The 14,854-nt window shown below is 44.3% G+C and carries 18 protein-coding genes; 16 read left to right on the top strand and 2 right to left on the bottom strand.

Annotated features, from left to right (window positions below):
• Positions 1-124 precede the first annotated feature (124 nt).
• Positions 125-1,150, top strand: coding sequence for a spore photoproduct lyase (splB, locus tag D0466_RS07305; protein WP_117321842.1), 1,026 nt, complete (start codon positions 125-127; stop codon positions 1,148-1,150).
• An 86-nt stretch (positions 1,151-1,236) separates the two neighbouring features.
• On the top strand, positions 1,237-2,127 hold the full coding sequence (locus tag D0466_RS07300; protein ID WP_117321841.1) for a patatin-like phospholipase family protein: 891 nt from the start codon (positions 1,237-1,239) through the stop codon (positions 2,125-2,127).
• 43 nt (positions 2,128-2,170) lie between these two features.
• On the opposite strand, the gene D0466_RS23450 is transcribed toward D0466_RS07300, so the two are convergent.
• On the bottom strand, positions 2,171-2,545 hold the full coding sequence (locus D0466_RS23450; RefSeq protein WP_407675612.1) for an SA1362 family protein: 375 nt from the start codon (positions 2,543-2,545) through the stop codon (positions 2,171-2,173).
• Between the two features lie 104 nt (positions 2,546-2,649).
• Positions 2,650-3,597 carry a DUF1385 domain-containing protein gene (locus D0466_RS07290; RefSeq protein WP_117321839.1) on the bottom strand — a complete coding sequence of 316 codons (948 nt, stop codon included), beginning with the start codon at positions 3,595-3,597 and terminating at the stop codon, positions 2,650-2,652.
• A gap of 159 nt (positions 3,598-3,756) precedes the next feature.
• On the opposite strand from D0466_RS07290, the gene D0466_RS07285 reads away from it, so the two are divergent.
• The 14 genes from D0466_RS07285 to accC all read left to right on the top strand — a co-directional run bounded on the left by D0466_RS07285 (position 3,757) and on the right by accC (position 14,828).
• The gene (locus tag D0466_RS07285; protein ID WP_117321838.1) at positions 3,757-4,266 is read left to right on the top strand and encodes a YqhR family membrane protein; all 510 of its coding nucleotides are present in this window, start codon (positions 3,757-3,759) and stop codon (positions 4,264-4,266) included.
• A 206-nt stretch (positions 4,267-4,472) separates the two neighbouring features.
• Positions 4,473-4,919, top strand: a complete 447-nt coding sequence (gene aroQ, locus D0466_RS07280; protein WP_117321837.1) for a type II 3-dehydroquinate dehydratase — start codon at positions 4,473-4,475, stop codon at positions 4,917-4,919.
• Entirely contained in the window at positions 4,920-5,981 is a 1,062-nt protein-coding gene (locus D0466_RS07275) for a M24 family metallopeptidase (protein ID WP_117321836.1), read from the top strand.
• A gap of 11 nt (positions 5,982-5,992) precedes the next feature.
• Entirely contained in the window at positions 5,993-6,550 is a 558-nt protein-coding gene (efp, locus tag D0466_RS07270) for an elongation factor P (protein WP_117321835.1), read from the top strand.
• Between the two features lie 143 nt (positions 6,551-6,693).
• On the top strand, positions 6,694-7,617 hold the full coding sequence (gene spoIIIAA, locus D0466_RS07265) for a stage III sporulation protein AA (protein ID WP_117321834.1): 924 nt from the start codon (positions 6,694-6,696) through the stop codon (positions 7,615-7,617).
• A complete protein-coding gene (gene spoIIIAB, locus D0466_RS07260; protein ID WP_117321833.1) occupies positions 7,618-8,133 on the top strand; it encodes a stage III sporulation protein SpoIIIAB in 516 nt (171 codons plus the stop codon).
• 21 nt (positions 8,134-8,154) lie between these two features.
• A complete protein-coding gene (spoIIIAC, locus tag D0466_RS07255) occupies positions 8,155-8,358 on the top strand; it encodes a stage III sporulation protein AC (protein WP_101632157.1) in 204 nt (67 codons plus the stop codon).
• A gap of 7 nt (positions 8,359-8,365) precedes the next feature.
• Positions 8,366-8,761 (top strand): stage III sporulation protein AD, encoded by a 396-nt coding sequence (gene spoIIIAD / locus D0466_RS07250; RefSeq protein WP_117322255.1) that lies wholly within the window; start codon positions 8,366-8,368, stop codon positions 8,759-8,761.
• Between the two features lie 40 nt (positions 8,762-8,801).
• A complete protein-coding gene (gene spoIIIAE / locus D0466_RS07245) occupies positions 8,802-9,995 on the top strand; it encodes a stage III sporulation protein AE (protein WP_117321832.1) in 1,194 nt (397 codons plus the stop codon).
• Positions 9,996-10,013: 18 nt separating this feature from the next.
• Positions 10,014-10,634 (top strand): stage III sporulation protein AF, encoded by a 621-nt coding sequence (spoIIIAF, locus tag D0466_RS07240; protein WP_117322254.1) that lies wholly within the window; start codon positions 10,014-10,016, stop codon positions 10,632-10,634.
• Positions 10,631-11,299: a stage III sporulation protein AG gene (gene spoIIIAG / locus D0466_RS07235; RefSeq protein ID WP_117321831.1), complete on the top strand. Its 669-nt coding sequence runs from the start codon at positions 10,631-10,633 to the stop codon at positions 11,297-11,299. The genes spoIIIAF and spoIIIAG overlap by 4 nt, the downstream gene beginning before the upstream one ends.
• A gap of 17 nt (positions 11,300-11,316) precedes the next feature.
• Complete coding sequence (locus D0466_RS07230; RefSeq protein WP_117321830.1) at positions 11,317-11,895, top strand: SpoIIIAH-like family protein; 579 nt, start codon at positions 11,317-11,319, stop codon at positions 11,893-11,895.
• A gap of 1,063 nt (positions 11,896-12,958) precedes the next feature.
• On the top strand, positions 12,959-13,462 hold the full coding sequence (accB, locus tag D0466_RS07225; protein WP_117321829.1) for an acetyl-CoA carboxylase biotin carboxyl carrier protein: 504 nt from the start codon (positions 12,959-12,961) through the stop codon (positions 13,460-13,462).
• Positions 13,463-13,475: 13 nt separating this feature from the next.
• Complete coding sequence (gene accC / locus D0466_RS07220) at positions 13,476-14,828, top strand: acetyl-CoA carboxylase biotin carboxylase subunit (protein ID WP_117321828.1); 1,353 nt, start codon at positions 13,476-13,478, stop codon at positions 14,826-14,828.
• Positions 14,829-14,854 lie beyond the last annotated feature (26 nt).

The following is a 14,854-nucleotide window of genomic DNA, read 5'->3' as shown; positions in this document are numbered from 1 at the left end:
TCCATAATAATTCCGTAATTAGAAGTAAGGGATACAGAGAAACTATCCTTACTGGATTAGGGTGTCATTTTTTTAAACCCTCATTACTGACAAACATACCCTTTTACAAAGGAGCAGTAAAAATATGAAACCATTTATCCCACAGCTTGTTTATATAGAACCGCAGGCGTTGGATTATCCGCTTGGCAGGGAATTGAAGGAGAAATTTGAGGGTATGAACATAGAAATCCGGGAAACGACATCCCATAACCAAATCAGGGGACTGCCAGGAGAAACAGACCTTCAGAAATACCGGATTGCAAAATCGACACTCGTTGTCGGGATCAGGAAGACATTGAAGTTCGACACATCGAAACCATCTGCCGAATATGCGATACCGCTGGCCACCGGGTGCATGGGGCACTGCCATTATTGCTACCTCCAGACGACGCTTGGCAGCAAGCCTTATATCCGGACCTATGTGAATCTGGATGAGATTTTTGACGCTGCGAAGAAATATATGGATGAGAGAATGCCGGAAATTACCCGGTTTGAAGCAGCTTGTACTTCTGATATTGTCGGAATCGACCATCTGACCCACTCATTAAAGAAGGCGATTGAGTTTTTCGGGGAAACAAATCATGGACTTTTAAGATTCGTTACAAAATTTCATCACGTCGACCATTTGCTTGACGCGAAACACAATGGCAAGACACGGTTTCGTTTTAGCATCAATTCACGTTATGTCATTAAAAATTTTGAACCGGGGACGTCTTCGTTTGAAGAAAGGATTCAAGCTGCGCGCAAGGTAGCAGACGCAGGCTATCCACTAGGTTTTATCGTTGCGCCGATTTACATTCATGAGGACTGGAAAACAGGTTATCATGAATTATTTGAACGGCTCAGCGATTCGTTACAGGGGCTCGATGTATCGAATTTGACCTTCGAACTGATTCAGCACCGTTTTACCGCCCCTGCAAAAAAAGTCATTCAGAAAAATTACCCAAAAACAAAGCTTGAACTGGATGAATCGAAGCGCAAATATAAATGGGGAAGGTATGGAATCGGCAAATATGTATACCAGACAGAAGAGGCTGCCCAGTTGGAATCCACAATAAAAGGGTATATCGCAAAGTTTTTTCCAGAAAGTGAAGTTCAGTACTTTACTTGAACTGCACAAGCTTGATGAAAAAATAGTAACAGATGACTTATCCCTTGCTTAAAGTATAAAAAAGCCTTTAACAGGGGTGGGCCAATGTGATGATAGACGGGGTATTTTCCGGTGGCGGAATTAAAGGATTTGCCCTCGTCGGGGCTGTTCAGGTGCTGGAGCAAAAAGGTTTTACATTCTGCCGCACCGCCGGGACGAGTGCAGGATCGATCATAGCTTCATTCACTTCGGCAGGTTATTCAGGAAATGAGATGATCGACATATTGGACGAGATGGATACAACAGATCTGCTGGATAACCGGAGGAGCTATCTGCCGATTCCCTTTGCAAAGTGGCTGATGATATATTGGAAGCTGGGGTTATACAAGGGTGATGCCCTTGAAAAGTGGATCGGAGAAAAACTTGCGGCGAAAGGGGTTTATACCTTTTCCGACCTTCCATATCAGGCTTTGAGGATTATCGTCTCTGACATAACAAACGGGAGGCTGGTGGTAATCCCTGATGACCTGCCAAAATACGGAATTGACCCGGGCAGTTTCCCGGTTGCGAAAGCCGTTCGTATGAGCTGCAGCATTCCTTATTTTTTCGAGCCGGTGAAGCTGTCGGTTAACAAGGACAGCAGGGCCCATGTTTTCGTTGACGGAGGGGTTCTAAGCAATTTTCCCATGTGGCTGTTTGATTCGGAACATGTGAAAAAAGTTCGCCCCGTCCTCGGCTTGAAATTGAGCGGAGGCGAAGAATGTAAAAAGCCGCATGAAATCGATAATGCGATAGAAATGTTCAATGCCCTGTTTAAAACCATGAAGGATGCCCATGATTCCCGCTATATATCGAGAAAGCATGTAAAAAATATAATATTTATCCCAATGAAGGGCGTGTCGGCTACTGAATTTGAATTAACGGAAAAAAACAAAGCGGTACTAATTAACGAAGGCAGGAAATCGACTGAAAAATTTCTGAGGCGATGGACATACTAAAGGTTGCAAGGCTTAGAATGTAAGCACAAAAAATCGGGCTGTTTCAAAACAAAGCCCGATTTTTCTTTTTATTTTTTTTGCCTTCAATGACGGTCAATTGAACGTCGGATTTCTTTCGCGGTTTAATTATTTTTGAGGATCTGGCTAAAGAAAAGCTTGCAACATTACTGCGTTCTTTTGTTTTAAGTTTCTGTCGTTTTTTCGATTGGCGAGCGGCCTTGATAAATGCCCGTTGCTCTTTTTTTACAGGTTTATCCTTTGTCAATCGTTTATATACGAAATAAACAATTCCCGTCACCAATGCAATCATCAACAAGCTTCTGAATAGCCCACCGGGGTTTTGGATCAATTGGCTTGCGAGGCCAATAAAGGCAAGTGCAATGAGACAATAGATAATGTATGGTCTGGAACGATTCAACAAAGACACCTCCTTAAGAGCATCATGAGCAAGTTTTATGGATTTTAAACTTGTTTTTTAAATAAATAACAGAAGCGTTTACTTATTTTTCCTATAACGTAATTTTACACAATATTTTCTGTCTTTAAACCTTCATTTGTCTCGTTTTCCAATCTAAGAAGCTCATTGAAGGAGGCCAGGGCCACTTCAACTTGGCTGTCATCTGGTTCCTTTGTGGTTAAGAGCTGGAGCCATAATCCCGGATAGCCGAAAAAACGAAGGAACGGGATCTCTCTCCACTTATTTGTCAATTGCAGCACTTCAAATGAAATCCCAAGCACCACTGGAATGAGCAAAATCCGGTTCACAATCCTGAGCCAAAGAGGGTCGGTCGGGAAAAACATATATACAAAAACACCGACGAAGACGGTGAACAGGATGAAGCTGCTGCCGCAACGATAGTGGAGCCTTGACGAGGCTTGGACATTTTCTACAGTAAGCTCTTTGCCGCTTTCAAAACAATTGATCACTTTGTGCTCCGCGCCGTGGTACTGAAACACCCTTTTTATAATAGGTGTCAACGAGACAAAATAGATATAGAAAAACAAAAGCAGCAGCTTGAAAAAGCCCTCGACCAGAATTTGCGACGTTTTGCTTTCGAAAACAGGTTCTGTCAAATCAGCCAGCAACACCGGGATCAAAGTAAAAAGCAGCTTTCCAAAAATGAATGAGAGTACGCCGATAGCGGCCACTCCAAGCCACATTGTCATTTTTGACACTTTAGCTTCCTCTTGGACTTTTTCATCATCTGCCGGATCAACTTCGAAACGTTCAGAAGAAAAAGTCAGATGCTTCGATCCATTCGCACTGGAATTGATGATCGCAACAATGCCCCTCAAGAACGGAACTTTCTTCATTTTATGCAGGAAAGGCTTATCTTCCCGTGGTACATGAAAATACTCTATTGATGAATCCTTTCGCCGTACAGCGGTAACCGTGTGGTGTTTGCCGCCGAACATGACGCCCTCCACGACCGCCTGGCCTCCGTATACCTGTTTTTGGTTCTCGGACATTTTTACACCAACCTATGTTGTTAATTTACCTTATGCATTCCGTGTTTTTTGTGTTGGAAGCTATTTATTGGTACTTATATCATACAAGATAAAGCCGAATTTTTGTACTATTATCGTTTGTGTTATTTATGGGCATACTGCATAACGGAGGTGAAAGGAATGAATGGAGAAAATAATGAAAAAGATGGATATGGGCATGTATCTCTTATAAAAGATACGATCATTATTGGGTTTACGGGCGGTATATTGTTGTGCTTAGCCCTCCAGTTCGTTTTTTACTTCAATCTGATGGACTATAGCCCAAAATTTATTCTGACATCCTGGACAGACCTGTCCTGGGTGGACGGCTGGCTCGGGGTTGTGATGTCGATGTTGTTCTTTGGGATATTGTCTATTTTTGCAGCACTTGTCTATTATGCGTTATTAAAGAAAACCAGGAATATATTTGCGGGAATCTTATACGGTTTGGTCATCTTTCTTTTGCTGGTTTTCATTTTCAGGCCGATGTTTCCGGACCTTCCGACTTTTGCAAAAATGAATGCCAAAACGATTATCACGGGCATTTGTATTTTCGTCATATATGGAGTATTTGTTGGTTATTCAATTTCCTATGAACATCAGGAAATCGAAAAGCAAACCAAAGTGAAAACGGAAACGGACATAACATAATTTGTTACGGATCTAAATCGTTATGATGGTTGCATGCGCTGCTTCATCCGGCACATTCATTTCTAGTGCTAGAAAATTTAGAATTATGGTAGAATGTTCATGTTGAACATTCTTTTTTCTATAGTAGAACGGATTATTAAACAATAAGTCTGGCAGCCGGTTTTTAGCGAATAACAGAAATTGGCCCAGAAAAAAGCGGGTGGAGCATGGGGAGAATCTTAGTAATAAATGGGCCCAATCTCAATAGGCTGGGCAAACGGGAACCTGAGCAATATGGGTTGGCCACTCTTGCCGACCTGGAAAGCTCGCTAGGGATAAGCGCAAAGGGGCTTGGAATCGATACAAGCTTTTTTCAGTCAAATCATGAAGGGGACATCATCGATAAACTCCATTGGGCCCAAGATAACGGCGTGGGGGGAATTATCATCAATCCCGGGGCATTTACGCATTACAGTTATGCGGTCAGGGATGCAATTGCAAGCATTGATATTCCTGTAATTGAAGTACATATTTCAAACATTCATGCCCGCGAGGAATTCAGGCACCAGTCCGTTATGGCACCTGTGACAGCGGGCCAAATCGTCGGCCTCGGACTTCAGGGGTATGAACTCGCGCTACGGGCGCTCATTAATATCCTAAAGGAGAGAAACTAAATGGACAAATTGGAGCGGTTCAGGGCAGAGCTCGAAAAAACCCAGGTTGACGGACTTTTAATTACAAGTACCTATAACCGGCGTTATATGACCAACTTTACGGGTTCCGCAGGCGTCGCCTTAATTTCACAACAAGAGGCCAAATTCATTACCGACTTCCGTTATGTAGAGCAGGCCGGAAAACAGGCTGCGGGATTTGAAATTGTCCAGCATCAAGGGCTGATCACAGAAGAAGTGGCAAATCAGGCAAAAGCGATGGGCATCAAGAAGTTAGGATTTGAACAGGATCACATGACCTTCTCCTTATACAAAGTATACGAAGCAGCATTTGAAGGTGAACTGGTTCCTCTGGCAGGTCTGATCGAAAAGTTACGCTTGATAAAGACATCATCTGAGATTAAGATATTAAAGGAAGCTGCAAAGATTGCCGATGCAGCCTTTATGCATATTGCCGAATTTATCAGGCCCGGCTTGACAGAATTGGAAGTCTCCAATGAGCTTGAATTCTTTATGAGAAAGCAGGGCGCAACATCTTCATCATTTGATACAATTGTTGCATCCGGTGAACGGGGCGCACTGCCTCACGGGGTGGCATCCAGCAAGGTTATCGAAACTGGGGATCTGGTGACCCTTGACTATGGCGCATATTACAACGGATATGTGTCAGATATTACACGTACCGTGGCAGTAGGCAAGCCGAGCGCCAGATTAAAGGAGATATATGATATCGTCCTTGAGGCGCAATTGAGGGGAATGGCAGGCATCAAGCCCGGCATGACCGGAAAAGAAGCGGACGCGCTCACGCGTAATTTTATTTCTGAAAAAGGATATGGGCAATACTTCGGCCATTCTACAGGTCACGGCATCGGACTGGAGGTCCATGAAGGCCCGGCACTATCCGTAAGGTCTGATACCATTTTGGAACCAGGCATGGCTGTTACCGTAGAACCGGGGATATACATACCTGGCGTTGGCGGTGTCCGTATAGAAGATGACACAATCATTACAATCCGAGGAAATGAAACGCTCACACACTCAACAAAAGAACTAATAATCCTGTAGGAGGACAATGAATGATCTCTGTAAATGATTTTCGTACCGGCTTAACAATCGAAGTAGACAATGGAATCTGGCAAGTAATCGAGTTCCAGCACGTAAAACCGGGAAAGGGTGCAGCTTTTGTGCGTTCAAAGCTGCGTAACCTTCGAACTGGGGCAATCCAGGAAAAAACCTTCCGTGCCGGGGAAAAAGTAAGCAAGGCGCATATCGAAAACCGCAAAATGCAATATCTGTACGCCAGCGGGGACAGCCATGTATTCATGGATAACGAATCTTATGAACAAATCGAACTTCCTGCTTCAAGCATTGAGCGCGAATTAAAATTCTTGAAAGAAAACATGGAAGTGTATATCATGACTTTCCAAAGCGAAACGCTTGGAGTGGAGCTTCCTAACACTGTTGAGCTCGAAGTGACAGAAACAGAGCCTGGAATTAAAGGAGACACTGCCTCAGGAGGAACGAAGCCGGCAACTCTTGAAACAGGGCTTACAGTCCAGGTTCCTTTTTTCGTAAACCAGGGAGACCGTTTGATCATCAATACGACTGAAGGAAGTTACGTATCGCGTGCATAAAGGCACAAGAAAACTGGGGATTCTGCCCCGGTTTTTTTTGTGCCTTTTTTTATTTTAATCGCCTTTACCGGATGCTTGTCATAACGTGTCCCTGTAAGGCATACATTTCTACTAATGAAATTGACATATAGGAGGGGGTAGCTTTGGAAGAAGTCCTGGCTCTTTTACCAAAGAAAATTCTTGAACAGCTCCTGCGGATTTCGCAAACCTCGGCGGAAAAAATCGAAGAACTGCGGATTCGTATTGGAAGGCCCCTTGAAATCGTGGTGGAAGGCCGTCCGGCTTTTATGCCGTATGTGGTGGATAAAAATGATGCCCAAAGCTTGCTTGGCCGTTTAAGCCAATTTTCCTTATACACGCTTGAGGAAGAATTAAAGCGGGGGTATATCACTGTTTCAGGAGGGCACAGGGTCGGCCTTGCAGGAAAGGTAATACTTGAGGGCGGTACTGTAAAAGCAATACGGGATGTTTCCTCTTTTAACATAAGGATCGCAAGGCAAAAGATTGGAATCGCGGAAGAATTGATGCCTCATTTATATACGGACGAATGGAATCATACCTTGATTATCGGGGCCCCGCAAAGCGGGAAGACAACTTTGCTCCGCGATATCGCCAGAATGATTTCAAATGGTCCTGATATGGGCGGCATCGGACCGAAAAAGGTAGGCATCGTTGATGAACGATCAGAAATCGCGGGATGTGTTCATGGCGTGCCGCAGCTGGAATTCGGCCCAAGGATTGATGTGCTTGACGGATGCCCGAAGGCGGAAGGCATGATGATGATGATCCGGTCGATGTCGCCTGACGTATTGGTTGTCGATGAAATTGGACGAGCCGAGGACACGATGGCTGTCCTTGAAGCTGTCAATGCCGGAATCAAATTGATCATAACCACTCACGGACATACACTTACGGAAGTGAAGAAGCGCCCTAATATTGCCCATATCCTTAAACAAGACATATTCCAGAGGTTCATCGAGCTGGATAGAAACGAAGTGGGAAGAAGGGCCTTAAGAATTCTCGATGCCCAGGGCAAGCACTTAACAAGACGTGAGGGGGTGTCATGAATGCTAAAGCTGATAGGAGCCGCAATCATTATTTTAGCCACGACCTGGGCTGGTTTTGAGGCATCTAGGCACTTAAGCCAAAGGCCGAGACAGCTGCGGCAGCTGAAGGTTGCCCTGCAATCCTTAGAGGCTGAAATCATGTACGGTCACACTCCGCTTGCGGATGCGGCGTCAAGGCTTTCAAAGCAAATGCCTAAACCGCTTTCATGGTTTTTCGAATCTTTTTCCTCAAAGCTCACATCAGGGGAAACAACTGTAAAAATTGCCTGGGACGAATCGTTGAAAGAAGTATGGAAATGGCTTGCTTTGAAACAAGGCGAATTTGAAATTCTATCCCAATTTGGCGAAACCCTTGGAAGGCATGACCGATACCATCAGCAAAAACAGATCATGCTTACCATGGCGCATCTGGAAAGGGAAGAGAACGACGCACTGGACCGGCAGGGAAAATACGAAAAAATGGTCAGGAGCCTTGGTTTTTTGTCAGGGCTGCTCTTAATAATTATGCTGATGTAGGCAGATTCAGGAGGAATCGAGATGGGCATTGAAGTGGACATCATTTTTAAAATTGCCGGTGTCGGGATTGTAGTAGCATTCCTGCATACGATTTTGGATCAGGTCGGGAAGAAAGAATATGCCCAATGGGTAACCCTTTTTGGCTTTATATACATTTTATTCATGGTGGCATCCATCGTGGAAAATCTGTTCCAAAAAATCAAATCCGTATTCTTGTTCCAGTAGGGAGGTAATAGCCATCGAAATCATCAAAATTGCTAGTATAGCACTTGTGGCTACCTTCCTGGCTCTGATCGTTAAAGAACAAAAGCCGAATTTCGCATTCTTGTTGGTCGTTTTCACCGGCTGTACGATCTTTCTTTATTTGGCAGATAAAATTTATGAAATCATTCAAATGCTTGAGAAAATTGCCGTGAATGCCAATGTAAATATGGTATATCTCGAAACGATTTTAAAAATAATCGGAATTGCCTATATCGCGGAATTTGCTGCCCAGATCACGAAGGATGCCGGCCAGGGTTCAATTGCCTCAAAAATTGAGCTGGGAGGAAAAATATTGATCCTCGCAATGGCGATCCCAATTCTTACCGTAATCATTGAAACCATCATTAAACTGATACCAAGCTGACCGTGAACGACGGTCAAATGGCCGCAGGTGAGGTGAATATATGAAGCAGCGAATGCACTACCTTCCACTCTTATTCTTGTTTCTTTTTTTATTTCATGCAAGCCCCGTAAACGCCGAGAATACGGTAAAAGAAGAACCAATCATGCAATCGGAGCTGGTTCAGTCACAAATCGATAAGCTTGGGGTGGACGAGTTAAAACAATATTGGGACGACGTAATAAATGAATATGGCGGCTTCCTTCCTGAAAGCCAAAAGGGAAGCTTCATGGATTTCGTAAGCGGGGAGAAGCAATTTTCATTCAAGGAATGGTTCAAAGGGATGGGGAAATTTATTTTCCATGAACTGCTGGTCAACGGAAAGCTGCTGGGATCGTTAATCCTGCTGACAGTATTCAGCATGTTCCTTCAATCGCTCCAGAATGCCTTTGAAACAAGCACCGTTTCGAAGGTTGCCTATGCAATCGTATATATGGTCCTGATCATCCTGGCCCTGAATAGCTTTCATGTCGCGATAACGTACACAAAGGAAACAATTGATCTCATGATTTCCTTTCTCATGGCCCTGATTCCATTGTTGCTTGCACTGATTGCCGCATCAGGGGGAATCATATCTGCTGGTTTTTTTCATCCGGTCCTCATTTTCTTGATGAACACTAGTGGTGTCTTGGTTCAATATGTTGTGCTGCCCCTATTGTTTCTTGCAGCGATCCTCAGCATAGTGAGCACATTGACGGACCAGTACAAAGTCACGCAGTTGGCCCAGTTGCTGCGGAACTGGGGCATTGGGATACTCGGGGCATTCATGACCGTCTTTTTAGGCGTAATTTCCGTTCAAGGTGCATCATCGGCGGTCGCTGACGGGGTGACACTAAGGACAGCAAAGTTTATAACCGGCAACTTCATTCCGGTGATTGGGAGGATGTTCACGGATGCTACGGATACAGTGATTAATGCTTCCGTTCTGTTGAAAAATACAGTGGGCATGGCGGGCGTGGCGATCTTGTTGTTGATCACAGCCTTTCCCGCTATCAAAATACTGGCGGTTTCCTTTATCTATAAATTGGCAGCGGGGCTCCTGCAGCCCCTTGGAGGCGGCCCAGTCATCAAATGTCTGGACATTATCAGCAAAAGCATGATTTATATCTTTGCGGCCCTGGCTATCGTTTCGCTTATGTTTTTTCTAAGCATCACTGTAATCATTGCAGCAGGGAATATCACACTTATGGTGCGGTAATTGAAAGGAGCTGCGGCATTGGATTTTTTAACAGAATGGATTACCAACATTATCATATTCGTCCTTTTGGCCACCGTCGTTGATATGCTGCTTCCAAGCTCGGCCATGCAAAAATACGCAAAGATGGTCATTGGCCTATTGCTGATTGCTATCATCATATCTCCGGTGCTTTCATTGTTTAACACAGATTTTGACAAGCTGCTGGCAGAAGCGACGGCCTCTTTTGAAAACGGGGAGCAAAAGAATCTTGGAAATTTAACAGAAATAAAGAAAAAAGAAATACAAGCCTCCCAACATGCATATATTTTAGAACAAATGGCAGCCGGCTTAAAGGCGGGAGCGGAAGAGGAGTTGATGAACAAGTACGAAATGGAAATCCAAACGATTGATTTGGAGGTCAAAAACCTGAAACAACCCAACATGCCGGAGGATTTGCAAAAAATCGTACTCAAATTGGACAAGGCAAAAAATGAATCAGGCTCAGTAGAGGTTGTGGAGAAAATAGAAATCAATGCAGGGGACGCTCCATATGCCAGGGCAGCCGATCTGGATGAAATTAAGAGTTTCCTTGCAGCAAAATGGTCCGTAGATGAAGGGCTCATCGAAATAGCCGGGGAAGGAGTGCGTGGGGAAAATTGAAAAATGATAAAGGTCCATTAACCTGGCTGTCCAAATTATTTAACAAAGATAATGAACCAAAAGAGAAAAAACCTTCTCTATATGCCTATGCCTTGGTAGTGCTGATCATTGGGATAGGGATCATGATGGCCGGCAGCGTTTTGAAGTCTGGTCAGGAAAGCAAAACGGCCTCAGAAACCAGCGGGGCAATTCCTGCTTTTAATGGGAAAGATTCAGAAGAAGACGTCCCGGCCTTTGGAAGAAAAGATCCTGCAGAAATCAAAACAATTAAAGACTATGAAAAATACCTGCAATTGGAGATGAAAGAGGCCCTGGAAGCGATTGCCGGCGTGGATGATGTCAAGGTCGTGGTAAATGTCGATGCATCCGAACAAAAAATCTTCGAGAAAAACAAGGTTACCCAAAAGCAGGTGACCGAGGAAACCGACCAAGAAGGCGGAAAGCGGACAGTGGAAGATACGAATATTGATGAGCAGCTTGTGATCGTAAAAAGCGGTGAAAAAGAAGGTCCAATCGTTCTCGAGACAAAAAAGCCAAAAATCCGTGGTGTCCTGGTAGTGGCAAAAGGCGCCGATCATATAGAAATCAAAAAGTGGATTGTCGAAGCGGTGACCAGGTCACTTGATGTACCAAGCCATCGGGTTTCTGTAATGCCTAAAAAATAATAAGGGGGAAACATATCATGTTATTAAAAAAGCAAACAGTCTGGTTATTGACGATGTTAAGCCTTGTTGTCGTATTATCTGTCTATTATTTAACGACACCGGAAAAGCAGCCTGTCAACATGGCGGGTACCGAGGAAAAAGAGGAAAAGCAACAAGAAGCTGGGGTGAAAAAGGAAGATGCCAAACAGCCGGTAGCTAAAAAAGAAACCAAGGATGGCGCAACCGTAGTGACACGGGAGGCTGGCGATGATGCATTTGAAGCCCTCCGCATGGAACTCACGGATCTCCGTTCCAAACAGAAGGAAGAACTTACAGCGATTGTGGCCAATACGAAACTATCAGCCGAAGAAATAAGCGATGCGAAACAGAAAATTGAGGAATTAAATAGTGTGGAAGAAAAAGAAACAATCATTGAAAAACTGGTTTTGACAATGGATTATGATGCAGCGCTTGTCCGAGTAAACGGCAAGGATGTGGACATCACTGTTAAAGCGGATAAACTGAGCCCTTCCGCCGCCAATTCCATTATCCAGCTTGTCAACAAAGAATTTGACAGCACACATGATGTAGTAGTGAATTTCCAGCCGGAAAAATAAAGTTAGAAACACTACCGATTGGCGAGCCTATTTTAAAGGCGAAGACAGAGTGTAGAGACCCGCAATAGCGTGGGTCACACAGGCGTTGCTACAGGACGCAGCGCACCTAGCCTTTGTTTTGCGTTATTCAGGAAGGAGTTTTATACTTTATTTTCTGCCAGTGAAAGGCCGCCTGATGACAGGGGGCCTTTTAGTCTATATGTGGAACTTTTGTTTATCGCATTGATAAATAATATAGTTTATTTTGGCTCATTTGAGCCCCTTGCATAGTTGAGGAGAAAGCGGGCTTTCACTGGTCAAAGGCAGTTGGATCAGCCTTAGTAGCATAGCTGAAAGGTCTCGGAAACTTTGGTTTCACATGAATGGGCTGGAGGGCGGCTGTAAATTAAAAATTCAACATATATACGTAGCTAACTAAAACTCATAGGCGTCTTCGTGCAGTTTCATTAAATTGCTGACGGCTTCATTTGCTGCTGAAATGGAATGGACAAGGTGGGTATTCTGGTTTGCCTGCGTTTGTATGCTAGAAGACAATTCCTCAAGTGCCGCGCTCGCTTCCTCGATGATTGACTGAAGTCGCTTTCTGATTTCCCAACCTGGCGGGACGAGCTTTCAATCAATTCCATATTGGAATGGTAGTCTGTTATTTTATCAAAACCCCGAGACCGCCTCCGATCACAATGGACAAAATCACTGCGATATCTTTTTTCATTGCCGTGTCCACCACCGAAGCAAGTATCACACAGACCAGTGTTGCCCTGACTACGAGACTGTTTTTTCAGGTTAAGTCCTCCTTTTACAGCTGTTGCAATAAATCAATACATACACCGCCTTTTTATTTTTGATTCATTAAAAAATAGTCCGTTTGAACCCCGCTCTTCCTCCTGGATTATAAATTCGGTACCGTTTTCAAATGTCCTATATTAATTTTGCAAGTTTCCATTTTACCAGGTAAAATTAGCTGCCGGTTTTGTATTGCTAAGCTATGTATTGAATTTTGATAAGGTATTATCGTATCATGTTACTATCTAGTCATAAATAAAAGTAGACAAGGGGTGCCAAGATGTTAAAGGTACAGGAAATCAGGGAATTAATTAAACTGGTTGACCAATCAAGCATTAATGAATTTGTGTATGAGCAGGAAGGCACGAAAATTAAACTGAAAAAGACCGGACAGGAACAGCCTGTGTCCGTCGGGCATCAGCCGGCAGCCGAGCCGGTACAGTCGGAACCGGTTAAGCCTGATAAGCCTGCACAGGCACCTGAAAAAATCGCAGCTGTTGAAGCAAGCCCTGCTGCGCCCAAGGAAGAAGCACACCAGGAACATTTACAGAAAATCGTTTCGCCGATGGTGGGCACATTCTATCAATCATCTTCGCCGGACACAGATGCATATGTAAAGACGGGTTCAAAGGTTACAAAGGACTCTATCGTCTGCATTGTTGAAGCGATGAAACTCTTCAATGAAATAGAGGCGGAAGTAGAAGGCGAAATCGTTGAAATACTGGTGAAAGACGGCCAGTTGGTTGAATACGGCCAGCCGTTGTTTTTAGTCAAGCCTGAATAAGGAGCTGTTATAAATGATAAGGAAGCTATTGATCGCAAACCGGGGGGAAATTGCCGTCCGTATTATCCGGGCCTGTAAGGAATTGGGGATTGAAACGGTCGCAGTCTTTTCGGAAGCTGACAGGGAGGCCCTGCATGTCCAGCTGGCAGATGAGGCATACTGTATCGGCCCGACAGCATCAAAAGACAGTTACCTGAATTTCACGAATATCATAAGTGCCGCGAAGCTTACTGGTTCTGATGCAATTCACCCAGGATATGGGTTCCTTGCTGAAAATGCCGATTTTGCGGAACTTTGCCGCGAGGTTAGCATAACTTTTGTAGGCCCTTCGCCAGAAGCAATATCCAAAATGGGAACAAAGGACGTTGCGAGGGAAACGATGCGTAAAGCAGGAGTTCCGATTGTTCCGGGATCCCAGGGGATTATCAAAGACAATGATCAAGCTATCACGCTTGCTGAGGAAATCGGATACCCGGTGATCATCAAAGCCACTGCCGGCGGGGGCGGAAAAGGGATTCGAATCGCAAGGAACGAAGAGGATTTAATAAAAGGGATACAGATCACCCAGCAGGAAGCATTGACTGCATTCGGCAATCCAGGGGTATATATTGAAAAATACATAGAAGATTTCCGCCATGTGGAAATCCAGGTGATGGCAGATTTACACGGTAATGCCATCCATCTTGGTGAAAGGGATTGTTCCATCCAAAGAAGATTGCAAAAATTGGTTGAAGAAACCCCTTCCCCTGCGTTAGATAGTGAAATCCGCCATGAAATGGGTGATGCTGCCGTAAAGGCTGCATTGGCTGTCGATTATGCCGGTGCTGGTACTGTTGAATTCATTTATGATTATAAAAACCGCAAATTTTATTTCATGGAAATGAACACCCGGATCCAGGTGGAGCACCCTGTCACGGAAATGGTCACAGGTGTTGATCTGATCAAGGAACAAATCCACGTGGCATCAGGAAAGAAGCTCAGCTTGAAGCAAGGGGACGTTACCTTTAACGGGTGGGCGATTGAATGCCGAATCAACGCGGAAAATCCGGAAAAGAATTTCATGCCGTCAGCGGGAAAAATCCAGATGTACCTGCCGCCAGGCGGATTCGGTGTTAGGGTCGATTCGGCTGCATATCCCGGGTACTCCATTCCTCCATACTATGATTCAATGATTGCCAAATTGATCGTCCATGGGGCGACGAGAGAAGAAGCGATAGAAAAAATGAAACGGGCGCTAAGCGAGTTTGCCATTGAGGGAATCCATACAACGATTCCGTTCCATTTAAAATTGCTTGGGCATGAACAATTCGTATCTGGGGAATTTAATACGAAATTCCTTGAATTATATGATGTAATGAATTCATAATGAAAAGAATCAGGAGGTGCTTTGGA

The organism is Peribacillus glennii (assembly GCF_003429105.1).
Taxonomy (GTDB): Bacteria; Bacillota; Bacilli; order Bacillales; family DSM-1321; genus Peribacillus; species Peribacillus glennii.
Note: the sequence above shows the minus strand (reverse complement) of the source record. Positions and strands in the feature narration are given on the sequence as shown.